Origin of the sequence: Caballeronia zhejiangensis (genome assembly GCF_000698575.1) — a bacterium.
Lineage (GTDB): Bacteria > Pseudomonadota > Gammaproteobacteria > Burkholderiales > Burkholderiaceae > Caballeronia > Caballeronia zhejiangensis.
Genome location: NZ_JFHD01000005.1, coordinates 92,884 through 108,067 on the forward strand (window position 1 = coordinate 92,884; position 15,184 = coordinate 108,067).

The 15,184-nt window shown below is 64.2% G+C and carries 16 protein-coding genes; 8 read left to right on the top strand and 8 right to left on the bottom strand.

Annotated features, from left to right (window positions below; translation table 11 throughout):
• The first annotated feature begins 192 nt into the window (after nucleotides 1–192).
• Both tal and BG60_RS09820 read left to right on the top strand, forming a co-directional pair.
• On the top strand, nucleotides 193–1,146 hold the full coding sequence (gene tal / locus BG60_RS09815; protein WP_008350701.1) for a transaldolase: 954 nt from the start codon (nucleotides 193–195) through the stop codon (nucleotides 1,144–1,146).
• 176 nt (nucleotides 1,147–1,322) lie between these two features.
• Nucleotides 1,323–1,751: a VOC family protein gene (locus BG60_RS09820; RefSeq protein WP_008350703.1), complete on the top strand. Its 429-nt coding sequence runs from the start codon at nucleotides 1,323–1,325 to the stop codon at nucleotides 1,749–1,751.
• 12 nt (nucleotides 1,752–1,763) lie between these two features.
• On the opposite strand, the gene BG60_RS09825 is transcribed toward BG60_RS09820, so the two are convergent.
• The 6 genes from BG60_RS09825 to BG60_RS09850 all read right to left on the bottom strand — a co-directional run bounded on the left by BG60_RS09825 (nucleotide 1,764) and on the right by BG60_RS09850 (nucleotide 7,021).
• Nucleotides 1,764–2,870 carry an FUSC family protein gene (locus tag BG60_RS09825; protein WP_034471263.1) on the bottom strand — a complete coding sequence of 369 codons (1,107 nt, stop codon included), beginning with the start codon at nucleotides 2,868–2,870 and terminating at the stop codon, nucleotides 1,764–1,766.
• A gap of 113 nt (nucleotides 2,871–2,983) precedes the next feature.
• Complete coding sequence (gene mctP / locus BG60_RS09830) at nucleotides 2,984–4,534, bottom strand: monocarboxylate uptake permease MctP (RefSeq protein ID WP_008350706.1); 1,551 nt, start codon at nucleotides 4,532–4,534, stop codon at nucleotides 2,984–2,986.
• A complete protein-coding gene (locus tag BG60_RS09835) occupies nucleotides 4,534–4,782 on the bottom strand; it encodes a DUF3311 domain-containing protein (protein WP_008350708.1) in 249 nt (82 codons plus the stop codon). Before BG60_RS09835 ends, mctP begins: the two co-directional genes overlap by 1 nt.
• 228 nt (nucleotides 4,783–5,010) lie before the next feature.
• On the bottom strand, nucleotides 5,011–5,904 hold the full coding sequence (locus tag BG60_RS09840) for a class I SAM-dependent methyltransferase (RefSeq protein WP_034471265.1): 894 nt from the start codon (nucleotides 5,902–5,904) through the stop codon (nucleotides 5,011–5,013).
• The gene (locus BG60_RS09845) at nucleotides 5,901–6,383 is read right to left on the bottom strand and encodes a DNA-deoxyinosine glycosylase (RefSeq protein WP_034471266.1); all 483 of its coding nucleotides are present in this window, start codon (nucleotides 6,381–6,383) and stop codon (nucleotides 5,901–5,903) included. Before BG60_RS09845 ends, BG60_RS09840 begins: the two co-directional genes overlap by 4 nt.
• Nucleotides 6,380–7,021 carry a chorismate--pyruvate lyase family protein gene (locus tag BG60_RS09850; protein WP_034471268.1) on the bottom strand — a complete coding sequence of 214 codons (642 nt, stop codon included), beginning with the start codon at nucleotides 7,019–7,021 and terminating at the stop codon, nucleotides 6,380–6,382. The genes BG60_RS09845 and BG60_RS09850 overlap by 4 nt, the downstream gene beginning before the upstream one ends.
• A gap of 137 nt (nucleotides 7,022–7,158) precedes the next feature.
• Here BG60_RS09850 and BG60_RS09855 point away from each other — a divergent pair, with 137 nt between their 5' ends.
• A complete protein-coding gene (locus BG60_RS09855) occupies nucleotides 7,159–7,416 on the top strand; it encodes a hypothetical protein (protein ID WP_034471270.1) in 258 nt (85 codons plus the stop codon).
• A 54-nt stretch (nucleotides 7,417–7,470) separates the two neighbouring features.
• Here BG60_RS09855 and htpG read toward each other — a convergent pair whose 3' ends face one another.
• Nucleotides 7,471–9,375, bottom strand: coding sequence for a molecular chaperone HtpG (gene htpG / locus BG60_RS09860; RefSeq protein ID WP_008350715.1), 1,905 nt, complete (start codon nucleotides 9,373–9,375; stop codon nucleotides 7,471–7,473).
• A gap of 118 nt (nucleotides 9,376–9,493) precedes the next feature.
• Between htpG and BG60_RS09865 the strand changes: the two genes are divergently transcribed.
• Nucleotides 9,494–10,039: a hypothetical protein gene (locus BG60_RS09865; protein WP_034471272.1), complete on the top strand. Its 546-nt coding sequence runs from the start codon at nucleotides 9,494–9,496 to the stop codon at nucleotides 10,037–10,039.
• Here the strand turns inward: BG60_RS09865 and BG60_RS09870 are convergent.
• Entirely contained in the window at nucleotides 10,036–11,502 is a 1,467-nt protein-coding gene (locus tag BG60_RS09870; RefSeq protein ID WP_034471274.1) for an aminotransferase-like domain-containing protein, read from the bottom strand. The two genes, BG60_RS09865 and BG60_RS09870, sit on opposite strands and share 4 nt — an antisense overlap.
• A 177-nt stretch (nucleotides 11,503–11,679) precedes the next feature.
• Here BG60_RS09870 and BG60_RS09875 point away from each other — a divergent pair, with 177 nt between their 5' ends.
• The 4 genes from BG60_RS09875 to BG60_RS09890 all read left to right on the top strand — a co-directional run bounded on the left by BG60_RS09875 (nucleotide 11,680) and on the right by BG60_RS09890 (nucleotide 15,158).
• Nucleotides 11,680–12,462, top strand: a complete 783-nt coding sequence (locus tag BG60_RS09875; RefSeq protein ID WP_051079033.1) for a VOC family protein — start codon at nucleotides 11,680–11,682, stop codon at nucleotides 12,460–12,462.
• Complete coding sequence (locus BG60_RS09880) at nucleotides 12,459–13,400, top strand: DMT family transporter (protein WP_034471276.1); 942 nt, start codon at nucleotides 12,459–12,461, stop codon at nucleotides 13,398–13,400. Before BG60_RS09875 ends, BG60_RS09880 begins: the two co-directional genes overlap by 4 nt.
• Nucleotides 13,401–13,475: 75 nt before the next feature.
• Complete coding sequence (locus tag BG60_RS09885; RefSeq protein ID WP_008350720.1) at nucleotides 13,476–14,672, top strand: aminotransferase-like domain-containing protein; 1,197 nt, start codon at nucleotides 13,476–13,478, stop codon at nucleotides 14,670–14,672.
• Between the two features lie 24 nt (nucleotides 14,673–14,696).
• A complete protein-coding gene (locus BG60_RS09890) occupies nucleotides 14,697–15,158 on the top strand; it encodes a RidA family protein (RefSeq protein ID WP_008350722.1) in 462 nt (153 codons plus the stop codon).
• Nucleotides 15,159–15,184 lie beyond the last annotated feature (26 nt).

The window sequence follows — 15,184 nt, forward strand, 5'->3', positions numbered from 1 at the left end:
GCCGGTCGAATTCCGGCACGCCGCGTGCGTGCGCGCACGGTATCAGCGCGTTCGCCGCGCTCGGGACTAGAATGGGAAAATGAATTCAGGGGCGCGCCGCGCGAACGAAGTCGCCGCGCGGCGTCGCAATCATGGGCAATCCGCGGGTTGTTTTCCGCAATTTGACAAGACGCCACGCGTCTGAGACTCGACATGACATCCGCTCTCGACCAGCTCAAGCAATACACGACCGTCGTCGCCGACACGGGCGACTTCCAGCAATTCATCGCATTCAAGCCGCAGGACGCGACGACCAATCCGTCGCTGATCCTGAAGGCCGTCCAGAAGGACGACTACAAGCCGCTGCTCGAAAAGACCGTCAAGGAGCACGCGAAGAAGCCGATGCCGCAGATCATCGACAATCTGCTCGTCGCGTTCGGCACCGAGATTCTCAAGATCATTCCGGGCCGCGTGTCCACCGAAGTCGACGCGCGCCTGTCGTTCGACACGAAAGCGTCCATCGACAAGGCGCACGACATCATCAAGCTGTACGAGAACGCGGGCATCAGTCGCGATCGCGTGCTGATCAAGCTGGCGTCGACGTGGGAAGGCATCCGCGCGGCCGAAGTGCTGCAGAAGGAAGGCATTCACTGCAACATGACGCTGCTCTTCTCGCTCGCGCAAGCGGTCGCGTGCGCCGAAGCGGGCGCGCAGCTTATTTCGCCGTTCGTCGGCCGCATCTACGACTGGTACAAGAAGTCGGCCGGCGCGGAATGGGACGAAGTGAAAAACGGCGGCGCGAACGATCCGGGCGTGCAGTCGGTGCGCCGCATCTACTCGTACTACAAGAAGTTCGGCTACAAGACGGAAGTCATGGGCGCGAGCTTCCGCACGGTGAGTCAGATCACCGAACTGGCGGGCTGCGACCTGCTCACGATCAGCCCCGATCTGCTGAAGAAACTCGCCGACAGCAACGAAAAGGTCGAGCGCAAGCTCTCGCCGGAGAGCGTGAAGAACGAGAACGTGGAGAAGATCGCCGTCGACGAGCCGACGTTCCGCTTCCTCGTCAACGACGACGCCATGGCGACCGAAAAGCTCGCGGAAGGCATCCGCGCTTTTGCCGCCGATGCGATCAAGCTCGAAAAGCTGATCACCGCGCTGCAATAAGCGCGCTGAAAACAGAACCGCGAATCGCGCCGGATCACTGGTGCGATTTGCGGTTTTTTCCATTTCGCTGCTTCTTGACCTAATTTGACCGTTTCCGAGTCGACGTAGGACGCCGTTGCAATAGACTTTCGGGCTCTGGCGGCATGTCCGCTTTATATGCACGGAGTCATTCGGTCATGCAACTGGATACCTATATCTTCTACAACGGCGACTGCGCCGAGGCGCTCGAACTCTATCAGGCCGCGTTCGGCGCGCAGATCGCCGCGCTGGTGCGCTTCCGCGATGCGCCGGACGGCGGCAACGCCCCGCCCGACTGGGCAGACAAGATCATGCATGCGGTATTCTGCGTCGGCCCGAACGCGATTCTGGTGTCCGACGGCCGCTATGGTCAGCCGCGCAAGGACTATTCGGGCTTCACGCTGTCGATCGCCGCGGACGACGCGCAATCCGGCGAGCGCATCTTCAACATGCTCGCCGAAGGCGGCAACGTGCTCACGCCGTGGCAATCCACGTTCTGGACACAAGGCTTCGGCATGCTGACGGATCGTTTCGGCGTGCCCTGGCTCATCAACGTGGTGCACGAAGCCGAAGTGCAGGCAGCCTGAGCATTCACTGCTTCATGGATTGAGCGGCCGCGCCCCTTCGATATTCCACTGCCGCTCGATTTCCGACAGCCGCATCCGCAAGCGATCCACCTGCTCGACGAAACGCATCGCGAGCCAGTGCATGCCCTGCGTCGTCGCGTTCTCGTCGGCGGCGGCGTTCGATTGCGGCGCGCCCGACGCATCCATCGCGCGATACAGCAAACCGACGCGCCCGAAGCGCAGCGCGCGCGCCATCTGCAGGAGCTGTCCGCGCACCGCGTGTTCGCCCGGCGAGCACGCAATCGCAAAACGGCTGGGCGTTGCGCCCGAGACTTCCGGCATCGACGTCACGAGCATTTCCAGCGCCGCGAGAATCGAGCGATGCAGGCGCTGGATCTCTTCCAGCCGCGCCATCGGCACATCGGTTTCCTTCGCGACCGACTCCATCAGCGCGCGCGCCTGCACGAGCCGCTGGCTCATCGCATACATGCGGCGCGCCGTGTCCTCGGCGACGAGCGGCGTGCCATCCAGTAAAGCGCCGTAGATCCTCGCGCATTCGCGCAGATTGTCCGCGAGACGGTAGCGCCACGAATACGTCGCGTATTGCGGCAGCACGAACGAGAACGCGAGCGCGATCACGACGCCGATCATCACATTGGCCGTGCGCCACAAACCCGTGGAAAGCGGCAAGTCGCCGTGCCCGGAAACGATGACCATCGTGATCGCCGTGAGCAGCGCGACATAGCCCGGCTTGCCGATGGCGTAATACGCGCAGCCGCCCGCGACCAGGCACATCAGCACGAAGAACACCATCTGCGAGCCGGTCAGCGTCTCCGCGAGAATCAGCACGAGGCCGAAGCCCGCGCCGAGCGTCGTGCCGATGGCGCGTTCGGCGGCCTTCTTGCGGATGTTGCCGTAGTGCTGCAGCCCGCCGATCACGACGAGCACCGACACCGTCGCCCAGATGCCGTGCGGCATGTCGACGCCCGTCGTGACGGCGATCGACATTGCCACGGCAAGGCCGACGCGCAGCCCGTGGATCAGGTTCGCGTGCCGGTATCGGAAGTACGGCGACGTGACCCAGTGAACGAGGCGTGAGAGACGGCCGCGCCTGATTGACGTCGATGTCGGAGAAAGCATGGTTCGCTCACACGAAGGCTGTCCAAAAAAACGCCCGCAAAGGCGAGAAGCCTGTTACGGGCGTTTTACCAGCTTTTCGCGCGCCGCGCCGGGCAGGTGCGCGACGGCCGGAATCAGCCTTCCACGATGTCCAGATAATCTTCCGGACGCGTGCGGTCGTCGGAGCGCTTGAGGCCGAGAACGCGCACGAGCACGCTCACGACGATCGAAACGATGAGGTTCGCGATCAGCGCCCACACCGCCGCGTAGCCCGGCACGACGTAGCCGAACAGATGCAGCGGATAGATCGAGCCCTTCAGTTGCAGCGACACGGCCATCCACGTACCGACGCCGATGCCCGTCGCCCAGCCGATCAGCAAGCCGCGATGATCGAGCACGCGCGTATAGAGGCCGAGCACGAGCGCGGGCAGCGTCTGGATGATCCAGATGCCGCCGAGCAGTTGCAGCTGGATCGCGTACGTGAGCGGCAGCGCGAGAATGAACACCACCGCGCCGACCTTCACGATCAGCGACACGAGCTTGGCGACGTTGGTCTCCTGCTCCGGCGTCATGTTCGTGTTGACGAACTCGCGATGCACGTTGCGTGTGTACAGGTTCGCCGCCGCGATCGACATGATCGCCGCCGGCACCAGCGCGCCGATGCCGATCGCCGCGAACGCCACGCCCACGAACCACGACGGGAAGTAGTGCAGGAACAGCGCCGGCACGGCGAAGTTCGCGCCGTAGGCCTTGAAGTACTGCGCGTATTCCGGCATGTCCTTCACGCCCGAGGCGAGCGCCATGTAGCCGAGCAGCGCGAGCAGGCCGAGCACGAGCGAGTACGCCGGCAGAAGCGACATGTTGCGGCGGATCGTGTTGCCCGAATTCGACGACAGAATCGCCGTCACCGAGTGCGGGTACAGGAAGAGCGCGAGCGCCGAGCCGACCGCGAGCGTCGCGTACGCGCTGTAGCCGTTCAGGCTCGCGGCATCGGGCGCTTTCAGCAGCAGCTTTTCAGGCGGCACGGTGCTGAAAATATGGCCGAAGCCGCCGAGCTGCGCTGGAATCACGATCATCGCGGCGATGATCGTGACGTAGATCAGCACGTCCTTCACCACGGCGATCATCGCGGGTGCGCGCAGGCCCGACGTGTACGTGTACGCGGCGAGAATCGCGAACGCGATGATGAGCGGCAGATCGCCGACGAAGCCCTGCGTCGAGAAGCCGAGCGCGCCGATCACCACTTCGATGCCGACGAGTTGCAGCGCGATGTACGGCATGGTCGCGACGATGCCCGTCAGCGCGACGGCGAGCGCGAGCATGCGGCTGTTGTAGCGCGCGTGCACGAAGTCGGCGGCGGTCACATAGCCGTGACGCTTCGCGATGCTCCAGAGCTTCGGAAACACGACGAACGCGAATGGATAAATGAGGATCGTGTACGGCAGCGCGAAGAAGCCCGTCGCGCCCGCGCCGAACACGAGCGCCGGCACCGCGACGAACGTGTAGGCGGTATAGAGATCGCCGCCGAGCAGGAACCACGTGACGATGGTCCCGAAGCGGCGTCCGCCGAGGCCCCATTCGTCGAGCTGGGCGAGATCGCCCTTGCGCCAGTGCGCGGCGATGAAGCCGAGAATCGTGACGCCGACGAAGAAGAGGACGAAGACGAAGGTTGCGGTGGTGTTCATCATCGCGCGCCTCCGTTCTTTCGTCCCGAGGGCAGCGCCTTCGTCTTCTTATAGACGACGGCGGTGATGACGGCGCTGATCAGCACCCACAGCAGCTGATACCAGTAGAAGTACGGAAAGCCCCACAGAACGGGCTCGATCTTGTTGTAGAAAGGCACCCAGACCACACCGATCCACGGAAGGATCAGAAGCCACAGCCAATGCTTGTTGCGCGGTTGTCCGGTGCCGGTCGTAGCTTCGTGAGCCATGAACGGTCTCCTCTTGTTTTGTCGTTATTGCGAGCCCGGCGGGATGCCGGTCGTCGGGTAGACATGCCGCTTGAAGCGCCCCGAAATAACAGAGGGAGTATATGGACCGATAAATAGCGCTCAAATCAGGGAGAATCCCGACTATTCAGATTCCGCTGATTTCTCTGCTTGCTTCTGTGATAGCCGCGAAAGGGCCAGAACGCACGCTCCGGCCCGATGCATGTTCGGTCAGATGGAGAACGAACCCGTCGTCGGGATGCCCGCGCTTTCGGCGAGACCCTTCACCCACTTGCGCGCGGGCAGGCCGAGTTGGGCTTCGATGAGCTTCGCGCGCGTTTCGAGCGCGGCGAATGGCACGTCGAGCGCGGGACCGGCGAAGGCGAGCGCGACGCGATTGCCGTCGTGCACTTCGGGCAGCGCGATCACGCGATGATCGAACGCTTCGTTCAGATGCCGCATGTTGCGCACGAAGCTCGGATGATCGCCGAACAGATTGATCGTGACGACGCCCGCCTCGGGCGTGAGACACGCGCGGCACGCACGATAGAACGACACGCTGTCGAGGACGGGGCCGCGCGCGGTGGCGTCGTAGAGATCGATCTGCAATGCGCCGATCGTGCCGTGGTTCGCGCGATCGTTGACGAACTCCCACGCGTCGCGCTCGGTGACGGTGAGGCGCGCGTCGTCATAGGGCAGTTCGAACATCGCGCGCGCGGCGATCACGACCGCGGGGTTCAGTTCGACCGCTTCGACCTTCGCGCGCTTGAGAAAGCGGTGACAGAACTTCGTGAGCGCGGCCGCGCCGAGACCGAGTTGCGCGATGCGCTCGGGCGTTTCGATGAAGAGCAGCCACGCCATCATCTGCTGCGCGTATTCGAGCTCGATGTGATCGGGCTTCTTCAAACGCATCGCGCCTTGCACCCATTCGGTGCCGAAATGCAGATAGCGCACGCCGCCCTCTTCCGAGAACGTCACGGGCGCGAAGCGCGGCTTGCGCGGCGCCTCGATGCGCGGGGCGTTCGCGAGCTCGTCATCGTCGCGATTGCGCTTCGATTTGGCGTTGTCTTTCTTGCGGCCGAACGCGCGGGCTTCGGCCGACGCGCGCTTGATGAGATTCGTCATTGTGTGGTGAGGATGTCGCGCCAGATGCGCAATTTTTGATCGAACGAGAGGATAGCATTGGCCGCGCTCGACGACGGCAGCACGAGCGTCGCGTAGCCTGCCGCTGCAAGGACGGGCGCGAACTTGCCCGAGGTCTTGCCGTTGAAGCAGACCTTGCGCAAGTTCGGGAAGCGCGTGCGGAACACGGCGAAGTCGTTGGGCGATGCGTTGCGGATCGCGGCATCGAGACTGCCTTCGCGTTCGCACGCGGCGAGCACGTCCCATAAGCCGATGCCGTGCTGCTTCAGGCGCGCCAGACGTTCGTCGTAGCTCAGTTCGTGGAGCGGTTCCCCGATCGCCGCGCCGACGAGCCGCCAGAACTGATTGCGCGGATGCGCGTAATACTGCGTCGCCGCCAGCGATGCGACGCCCGGAAAGCTGCCGAGGATGAGGGTGTGCGTGGCGTCATCGCCGACCGGTTCGAATCCCGCGAGCTTCATTTCGCCTCGCCGTGCGCGACGCGCTTCGCATGCGAGCTCAGATGTTCGAGCGAACGCGCGTGTTCCCAATGGTGCTTTTTCGCGGCTGATACGTCGAGGCGCGTCCAGAGCGCATCGAGCATGCATTCGGTGACCATCAGCGGCGCGCCGTGACGCTTGAACACGGATCGTCTCGCGACGAGCGCATGCGCGCTTTCCCTATGCGCCGATGCCAGCCGATGCAGCGGATGCCGCGCGGTGATCCTTCTGCTGACGAGCGCCGAGCGCGACACGCTGCTATCGCTATAAAGCAGTTCGGCGAGCGGACGCGTGCGCAGACGGCGCATCGATTGCCAGATACCCGTGCTGTGCGAAAGCGGCACGACGCTATGCGCGACGACAAACGGCGCGCCATCGACCTTGAGCGTGACTTCGCGCGTCCAGACGGGCGTGCGCGGCGTGACATCGAGCGCGCGCCATTCGTCGCGCCACGGCATAGCGACGGCTTCGCGCGTCACTTCGACCGTCACCGCGCCGAGCGTGCGCAGATGCGCGGTCAGCGAGCCGCCGCGCGTGAGCCAGTCCTTTTGAGCGTCGGTGAGCGAGGCAAGCGGGACGACGCGCCAGTGTGCGTCGATGGGATCGTTGGGCGTGAGCATGCGGCGGATTATAGAGGCACCCGCTATTCGGACGTTTCGGCTGGAATTGCTCGCCATCCACGGATATAAGGGGATTGGCCGCGAACACTGCATCACCGAGGCGCGGCGTCCAGACGAAGAATCAATGAAACAAGACTATGACAATCAACAAGAAACAGTCGTCGAAAGCAGTCACCGAGATCGCCGAAAAGACATTGCATGATCCGCACGCATCGAAGATTGCGAAGAGCTTCGCGGGATCGGTTCTCGCGCAGCGCCACACGAACAAACAGACCGGCGCGGCAATGGAACACAAGGCATCGCAAGCATTGAGAAGCCCGAAGTATTCGGAAGAGACCCGAAGGATGGCGGCATCGCTCATCGCTCAGTCGAACAAGGAACGCAAGAGCAAGTAAAAAACGCGCCGCCGGTTCCCCGGCGGCGCGTTCATTCAAATCACCTGCAAAGACTTACCGCGCAAGCAACAACGCGTTCGTGCGCTTCACGAAGCTCGCCGGGTCCTCCAGCGCGCCGCCTTCGGCCAGCAACGCCTGATCGAACAGCAGATGACACCAGTCGACGAAATTGGCGTTATCCGCATTTAACGACTTCACCAGCGGATGCTCAGGATTCACTTCGAGAATCGGTTCCGCTTGCGGCGCGTTCTGCCCCGCTGCCTTCAGCATGCGTTGCAGATAACCGCTCATGTCGCCTTCATCCGCGACGAGACAGCTCGGCGAATCGGTGAGACGGAACGTGAGGCGCACGTCCTTCGCCTTGCCTTCGAGCGCTTCCTTCATCTTCTCGACGAGCGGCTTCATTTCCTCGCCGACCTTCTCTTGCTGCTGCTTTTCCTCGTCGTCGAGCGCGCCGAGATCGAGGTCGCCGCGCGCGACGCTCTGCAGCGGCTTGCCATCGAACTCATTGAGGAACGACAGCATCCACTCGTCGACGCGGTCCGTCAGCAGCAGCACTTCGACGCCCTTCTTGCGGAACACTTCGAGATGCGGGCTGTTCTTCGCGGCCTGCCAGCTATCGGCGGTGACGTAATAGATCTTCGTCTGCTCGGGCTTCATGCGCGCAACGTAGTCCGCGAGCGACACGTTCTGCTCGTTGCTGTCGTTGTGCGTCGATGCGAAACGCACCAGCTTCGCGATGCGCTCGCGATTGCTGAAGTCCTCGCCGATGCCTTCCTTCAGCACTTGCCCGAACTCGTTCCAGAACGTGGCGTACTTCTGCTTGTCGGCGTCTTCGGTGGCTTCGGCCGAAGACGTCGCGAGCTCTTCGAGCATCGACAGCACGCGCTTGGTCACGCCTTCGCGAATCGCCCTCACGTCGCGGCTTTCCTGCAGGATTTCGCGCGATACGTTGAGCGGCAGATCGGCGGAATCGACGACGCCCTTCACGAAACGCAGATACGCGGGCAGCAGTTGCTCGGCGTCATCCATGATGAACACGCGCTTCACGTAGAGCTTCAGTCCGCCGCGATGCTCGCGGTTCCACAGATCGAACGGCGCGTGCTTCGGTACGTACAGCAGTTGCGTGTACTCGCTGCGGCCTTCGACGCGGTTATGCGTCCACGCGAGCGGCTCGTCGTGATCGTGCGAAACGTGCTGATAAAACTGCTTGTACTGCTCGTCCGTGATGTCGTTCTTCGGACGCGTCCAGAGCGCGCTCGCCTGGTTGACGGTCTCGTCCTCGTCCTTCGTGACCATCTCGCTCTTTTCGGCGTCCCACTCTTCCTTCTTCATCAGGATGGGCAGCGCGACGTGATCCGAATACTTCTGGATGATCGACTTCAGACGATGCGTCGACAGGAACTCGTCCTCGTCCGCGCGCAGATGCAGCGTGATGGTCGTGCCGCGTTGCGCGCGCTCGATGTCCTCGACTTCGAAATCGCCCTCGCCCGCGCTCGTCCAGCGCACGCCCTCGTTCGCCGCGAGACCGGCGCGGCGCGTCTCGACCGTGATCTTGTCCGCGACGATGAAACCCGAATAGAAGCCGACGCCGAACTGCCCGATGAGCGCCGCGTCCTTCTGCTGGTCGCCGGAGAGCTTCGAGAAGAATTCCTTGGTGCCCGAACGTGCGATCGTGCCGAGGTGCGAAATCGCTTCGTCGCGGCTCATGCCGATGCCGTTGTCGTCGATGGTGACCGTGCGCGCGGCTTTATCGAACGACACGCGGATGCGCAGATCCGGATCGTTCTCGTAGAGCGCGCTGTTCTCGATGGCTTCGAAGCGCAGCTTGTCCGCGGCATCGGATGCGTTGGAAATCAGCTCGCGCAGGAAAATTTCCTTGTTGCTGTAGAGCGAATGGATCATCAGATGCAGAAGCTGCTTCACTTCTGCCTGAAAGCTCATGGTTTCTTGCGCCATGTCGGTTCCTCTTTGATTTCGTTGATGCGGATGCGTTGGCCGTGTTGGCCGAATTCGTCCGATATAAGGGCGCGCCGCTCGATTTCAAGAGCGACGTGCACGCCGTTATGATGCCTGCATGCACCGCACCGCCCGCGCACTCACACCCGGCGAGATCGACATCGCCCGTTCGATCTTCCGCGACGCCATCGACTATTCGCGGGTGCGCGTGCACGCGCGCGCCTATCTGCCGTTCGGCCTGCAGCCGCGCCGCACGGCGATGGCGCCGAACGGCAACCTCTATTTTCCGCGCGGATGTTTTCAGGACGACTTCTCCGCCTGCGACATCGCCGACCGCATGTGGTTCATCCACGAGATGACGCATGTCTGGCAATTCCAGCTCGGCTATCCGGTGCGGCTGCGCGGCGCGATTCGCATCGGCCTGCGGTATGCGTACACGCTCGCCGATGACAAGCGCCTCTGCGATTACAACATGGAAGCGCAAGGCAACCTGCTCGCGGATTATTTCGCGCTCAAGTTCTGCGACGGGCAAAACCGCCTTTACGAGCATCGCTACCGGCATACGCCCGGCGCGCTCGCGCTCTATGAGACCGTGCTCGCGGAGTTCATCCGCGCGCCCGCCGCGCGCCGCAATCTGCCAAGGCTTGCCGGACGGCGCCGCTAGGCGCTGCGCCGCGCGGCCTTTTCCAGATAGTTCGACAGCAAGGCGGGCAAGGCCGGATCGCCGCAATTGGCGATGTTGAAGCGCATCCACGTCGTCGGAGACTGATGCGGCGAAAACAGGCTGCCGGGCGTCAGCAGAAAGCCGGCTTCGTGTCCGGCTGCCGCGAGTCCATCGGAATCGATGCCCGCGTCCGCCCACAGGAACATGCCCGCCGCAGCCGGCGGCGCGAAAAGTCTGAGGCCGGTTTTTTCCAGCATGCGCGCGGTCTTGTCGCGCACGCCGTCGAGCCGGGCCCGCAGCCGCTCGACGTGACGCCGGTAATGCCCTTCCGTCAACACCTTGTAGACGACGCGCTCGTTGAGCTCGGGACTCGTCATGCCGACGAGCATCTTCTGATCCGCGAGCGCTTTCGCGACTTCCGGCGCCGCCGCGATATACCCGACGCGCAGATTCGCCGCGAGCGTCTTCGAAAAGCTGCCGAGGAAGATCACGCGCTTCAACTGATCGAGCGATGCGAGGCGCGTCGCGGGAAAGCCAGCGGGACACAGATCGCCGTAGACATCGTCCTCGACGACGATGAAGTCGTATTCCTGCGCGAGTTGCAGGATGCGGTACGCCTGCGCCGCCGTCAGCGACGTGCCGGTCGGATTCTGCAGCACCGAATTGATGATGAGCATCTTCGGCCGCCAGGTCGCGACGAGCGTCTCCAGCGCATCGAGATCGGGGCCGTCGGGCGTGTACGGCATGCCGACGAGCCGCGCGCCTTGCGAAGCGAAGCGGCCGAACATCTGAAACCACGCCGGATCGCCGACGATCACGGCATCGCCCGGCTTCACATAGAGACGAGAAATGAGATCGATCGCCTGCGTGATGCCCGACACGAGCACGATCTGCCGCGCCGCCGACGCGCCGATCTCCAGTTCCTCGAGCCGCGTCTGCAACTGCTGGCGCAGCGGCAAAAAGCCTTGCGGCGTGCCGAAGCCCAGCATCTGCGCCCCGCTCTGGCGCGACAGCGAGCGCAGCGCGTTGGTGATCAATTCGCCGTCGAGCCAGCGGCCCGGCAAATAGCCGAGCCCCGGCCCTTTTTCAGGACTGGACGTATGCAGCATGTTGCGCAGCAGCCAGACCACGTCGATGGTGTTCTGCACCGGCTCGCGATCCGCCGCGACGGCGGGCGTCTCGCCCTTCGCGACGAGCGTCGGCGCGATGCGCTCGCGCACGTAAAAACCGGAGCCGCGCCGCGAATCGAGATAGCCGTGCGCGACGAGCCGCTCGTACGCCTCGACCACGGTAAAGCGCGACACGCCTTTATCCAGCGCGAGTTTGCGGATCGACGGCATCCGCATGCCCGGACGAAACACGCGCTCGTCGATGCGCCTGCGCCCCCATTGCACCAGTTGATCGACGAGCGTGAGCTGCGCGGCGTCGTGCGGGGCGGGAATCTGATCGAGCGGAACGGACATGCGGGCCTCCGGTCTGCGGCGCGCAGCGTGACTGGGCCGTCAAAAAGTGTACCGAATAGTATGGGGCCGATTGTACCGTTACTGTTCCGGTGCAAGCGGCTACATTTTGCTTTCGGGCTGCGCGGCGCGTGCGAACGAAGCGCTATGCTATCGGCCCTTTTTATGGCTTTGCCCGTCATGACCGACCATCGACTGAAACTCGATCACCTCGTGATCGCCGCACGCACGCTGGAAGAAGGCGCGCAGTTCGTCGCCGCGAAATTCGGCGTGGAAACCGCGCCCGGCGGCGCGCATCCGCTGATGGGCACGCATAACCGGCTGCTGAATCTGTGGGGCGGCGCGTATCTCGAAGTGATCGCGATCGATCCGGCGGCGAATGCCGAAGCAGCGCGGCCACGCCTTTTCGCACTCGACGATCCGTCGATGCAGCGCCGCCTCGACGAGCACGGACCGCAGCTCGTGCACTGGGTCGCGCGCGTGGACCGGCCGAAGTCGCTCGCGCGCTGGCGCGAGCAGTATCCGGAGCGCATCGCGCCCGTCGCGGCGATGTCGCGCGCAGGCAATACCTGGGGCCTGACCGTTCCCGACGACGGCGCGTTCCCCGCGTGGCAGGGCGCCGGCGATGGCGTGCTGCCGTCGCTGATTCAGTGGGACACGCCGCGTCATCCGAGCGGCGCGCTGCCGGAAACCGGCATCGCGCTGCGTTCGCTGACGGGGTTTCATCCGCGCGCGCGGGCCGTGGCGGAGCAGCTCGCGTGGCTCGGCGCGGCGCATCTGATGCGCGTCGAGGAGACGGCGGGCGCGCCGGTGCTCGTCGCGCAGTTCGATCTGCCCGATGGCACGACGCTCACGCTCGGCGAATCGGCGGAACAGGCCGAGGCGCGGGCGGCATCGAAGCCACGTCGCCCGAAGAAAACGGAATCACCCGACATGACCGACCACGGAGACACCGCACAATGAAGACCCGCGAAACCGAAGGCATGCTGCTCGGCCTGATCGGCGTCGTCACTTTCAGCCTGACGCTGCCGATGACGCGCATCGTCGTCGCGGAAGTCAATCCGATCCTGAACGGCCTCGGACGCGCGCTCGTCGCGGCCATTCCCGCCGCCGCGCTGCTTTTGTGGCGTCGCGAAAAGCTGCCGACGTGGCCGCAGGTCAAGAGCCTCGCGGTGGTCGCGCTGGGCGTCATCATCGCGTTTCCGGTGTTTTCCGCGTGGGCGATGAAAACCGTGCCCGCGTCGCACGGCGCGGTCGTGAACGGCCTGCAGCCGCTGTGCGTCGCCATCTATGCCGCGTGGCTCTCGCACGAGCGGCCGTCGAAGGCGTTCTGGGCGAGCGCGATCGCGGGCAGCGGGATCGTCGTCGCGTTCGCGTTGCAGGCGGGCGGCGGCGGGCTGCAGGCCGGCGACCTGCTGATGCTCGTCGCGGTCGGCATCGGCGCGCTCGGTTATGCGGAAGGCGCGCGGCTCGCGCGTCAGATGGGCGGCTGGCAGGTCATCTGCTGGGCGCTCGTGCTCTCGGCGCCGTTCCTGCTGCTGCCGGTCGGCTGGCTCGCGTGGGCGCAACTGTTCGGCAGCCACGCGACGCATCCCGAACCGCTCGCTCTCAAGACCTGGCTCGCGTTCGGCTACGTGACGCTGTTCTCGCAGTTCATCGGCTTCTTCGCGTGGTACGCCGGACTCGCGATGGGCGGCATCGCGCGCGTCGGGCAAGTGCAACTGCTGCAGATCTTCTTCACGATGGCGTTTTCCGCGCTCTTCTTCGGCGAGCACGTAAGCGGGTCGACGTGGCTGTACGCGGCCGCCGTCATCGTGACGGTCGTGCTCGGACGCAAGTCCGCCGTGCGCGCCGCGCCGCAGCCGGCCGTGGTCGCTGCCGGCACGACGCACGCAAGATGACGCCTTCGCGCGATAATCGACGTTTGCGGTACGTTCCGCGATAAGAAATCACCCCAGAGACAATCGAGGCATTTCATGAATCAAGCCGATCTCCGCGCCACGCCGTGGCAACTCTCCGAACGTGCTCGCAAGCTCACCAGTTCGGCGATTCGCGAAATCCTGAAGGTCACGGAGCGGCCGGAAGTCATTTCGTTCGCGGGCGGCCTGCCCTCGCCGGCGACGTTCCCCGTCGAGGAAATGCGCCACGCCTCCGAACGCATCCTGCGCGACCAGCCCGCCGCCGCGCTCCAGTACAGCGCGACCGAAGGCTACATGCCGCTGCGCGAGTGGATCGCGAAGCGGTATTCGGTGAACGGCGCGCATATCCGTCCGACGCAGGTGCTCATCACGACGGGCTCGCAGCAGGCGCTCGACCTGCTCGGCAAGACGCTCGTCGATCCGGGCAGCCGCGTGCTCGTCGAAACGCCGACGTATCTCGGCGCGCTGCAGTCGTTCTCGCTATTCGAGCCGCACTACGTGCAGGTGCCGACCGATGAATCGGGCCTGATCCCCGAAGCGCTCGACGCCACGCTCACCGCGAACGCGCGCCTGCTCTACGCGCAGCCGAATTTCCAGAACCCGACCGGCCGCCGCCTGCCGCTCGAACGCCGCCGCGCGCTCGCCGCGCTGGCTCAAAAAGCGTCGTTCCCGGTGATCGAGGACGATCCCTACGGCGCGCTGGACTACGCGGGCGCGCCGCTGCCCACGATGCTGTCGATGGCGCCCGATCACATCGTGCATCTCGGCTCGTTCTCGAAAGTGCTGGCGCCGGGCCTGCGCGTGGGCTACATCATCGCGCCCGAGGAGTTGCACTTCAAACTCGTGCAGGCCAAGCAGGCGACCGACCTGCACACGCCGAGCCTCACGCAGCGCATCGTTTATGAAGTGGTGAAAGACGGCTTCCTCGACACGCACGTTCCCAAGATCCGCGCGCTCTATCGCGATCAATGCAACGCGATGCTCGACGCACTGGAACGCCACATGCCCGCGGGCGTCGAATGGAACCGGCCGGAAGGCGGCATGTTCGTGTGGGTGAAGCTGCCGCAACACATCGATTCGATGAAGCTGCTCGAACAGGCGATCGCGCAGAACGTGGCCTTCGTGCCGGGCGGCCCGTTCTTCGCCAACGAAGCCGAACACAACACCATGCGTCTTTCGTTCGTGACGGTGCCGCCCGCCACGATCGACGAAGGCGTCGCGAAGCTCGGCGCGCTGATCCGCGCGAGCATCTGATTTCAACGTTTAGAGGAGCAACCGATGGCATCGAACGTGTACGACAAGCTGAAGGAACTCGGCATCGACCTGCCCGTCGCGGGCGCGCCCGCCGCCGCTTACGTGATGAGCGCGCAGAGCGGCAACACGGTGTATCTCTCCGGACACATCGCGAAGAAGGACGGCAAGGTCCACGTCGGCAAGCTCGGCGACAACATCACGACGGAAGAAGGCAAGGCGGCGGCGCGCAGCGTCGCGATCGACCTGATCGCGACGCTGCACGCGCACGTCGGCGATCTGAACAAGGTCAAGCGCATCGTCAAGGTGATGAGCCTCGTCAACTCGACCTTCGATTTCACCGAGCAGCACATCGTCACGAACGGCGCGTCCGAGCTGATCGCGGAAATCTTCGGCGATGCCGGCAAGCACGCGCGCTCGGCGTTCGGCGTCGCGCAGATTCCGCTCGGCGCGTGCGTCGAGATCGAGCTGATCGCGGAAGTCGCGTAAGGCGCGCTTTCGCTTCTGCATGGAGG

What these genes read in the sequence shown, in the direction of transcription:
- BG60_RS09870 (WP_034471274.1), bottom strand. Translation starts at nt 11,502, where the DNA reads ATGTCCGTTCCGCTCGATCAGATTCCCGCCCCGCACGACGCCGCGCAG.
- BG60_RS09890 (WP_008350722.1), top strand. Translation starts at nt 14,697, where the DNA reads ATGGCATCGAACGTGTACGACAAGCTGAAGGAACTCGGCATCGACCTG.
- mctP (WP_008350706.1), bottom strand. Translation starts at nt 4,534, where the DNA reads ATGAACACCACCGCAACCTTCGTCTTCGTCCTCTTCTTCGTCGGCGTC.
- htpG (WP_008350715.1), bottom strand. Translation starts at nt 9,375, where the DNA reads ATGGCGCAAGAAACCATGAGCTTTCAGGCAGAAGTGAAGCAGCTTCTG.
- BG60_RS09825 (WP_034471263.1), bottom strand. Translation starts at nt 2,870, where the DNA reads ATGCTTTCTCCGACATCGACGTCAATCAGGCGCGGCCGTCTCTCACGC.
- BG60_RS09820 (WP_008350703.1), top strand. Translation starts at nt 1,323, where the DNA reads ATGCAACTGGATACCTATATCTTCTACAACGGCGACTGCGCCGAGGCG.
- BG60_RS09875 (WP_051079033.1), top strand. Translation starts at nt 11,680, where the DNA reads ATGACCGACCATCGACTGAAACTCGATCACCTCGTGATCGCCGCACGC.
- BG60_RS09850 (WP_034471268.1), bottom strand. Translation starts at nt 7,021, where the DNA reads ATGCTCACGCCCAACGATCCCATCGACGCACACTGGCGCGTCGTCCCG.
- tal (WP_008350701.1), top strand. Translation starts at nt 193, where the DNA reads ATGACATCCGCTCTCGACCAGCTCAAGCAATACACGACCGTCGTCGCC.
- BG60_RS09885 (WP_008350720.1), top strand. Translation starts at nt 13,476, where the DNA reads ATGAATCAAGCCGATCTCCGCGCCACGCCGTGGCAACTCTCCGAACGT.
- BG60_RS09835 (WP_008350708.1), bottom strand. Translation starts at nt 4,782, where the DNA reads ATGGCTCACGAAGCTACGACCGGCACCGGACAACCGCGCAACAAGCAT.
- BG60_RS09865 (WP_034471272.1), top strand. Translation starts at nt 9,494, where the DNA reads ATGCACCGCACCGCCCGCGCACTCACACCCGGCGAGATCGACATCGCC.
- BG60_RS09840 (WP_034471265.1), bottom strand. Translation starts at nt 5,904, where the DNA reads ATGACGAATCTCATCAAGCGCGCGTCGGCCGAAGCCCGCGCGTTCGGC.
- BG60_RS09855 (WP_034471270.1), top strand. Translation starts at nt 7,159, where the DNA reads ATGACAATCAACAAGAAACAGTCGTCGAAAGCAGTCACCGAGATCGCC.
- BG60_RS09880 (WP_034471276.1), top strand. Translation starts at nt 12,459, where the DNA reads ATGAAGACCCGCGAAACCGAAGGCATGCTGCTCGGCCTGATCGGCGTC.
- BG60_RS09845 (WP_034471266.1), bottom strand. Translation starts at nt 6,383, where the DNA reads ATGAAGCTCGCGGGATTCGAACCGGTCGGCGATGACGCCACGCACACC.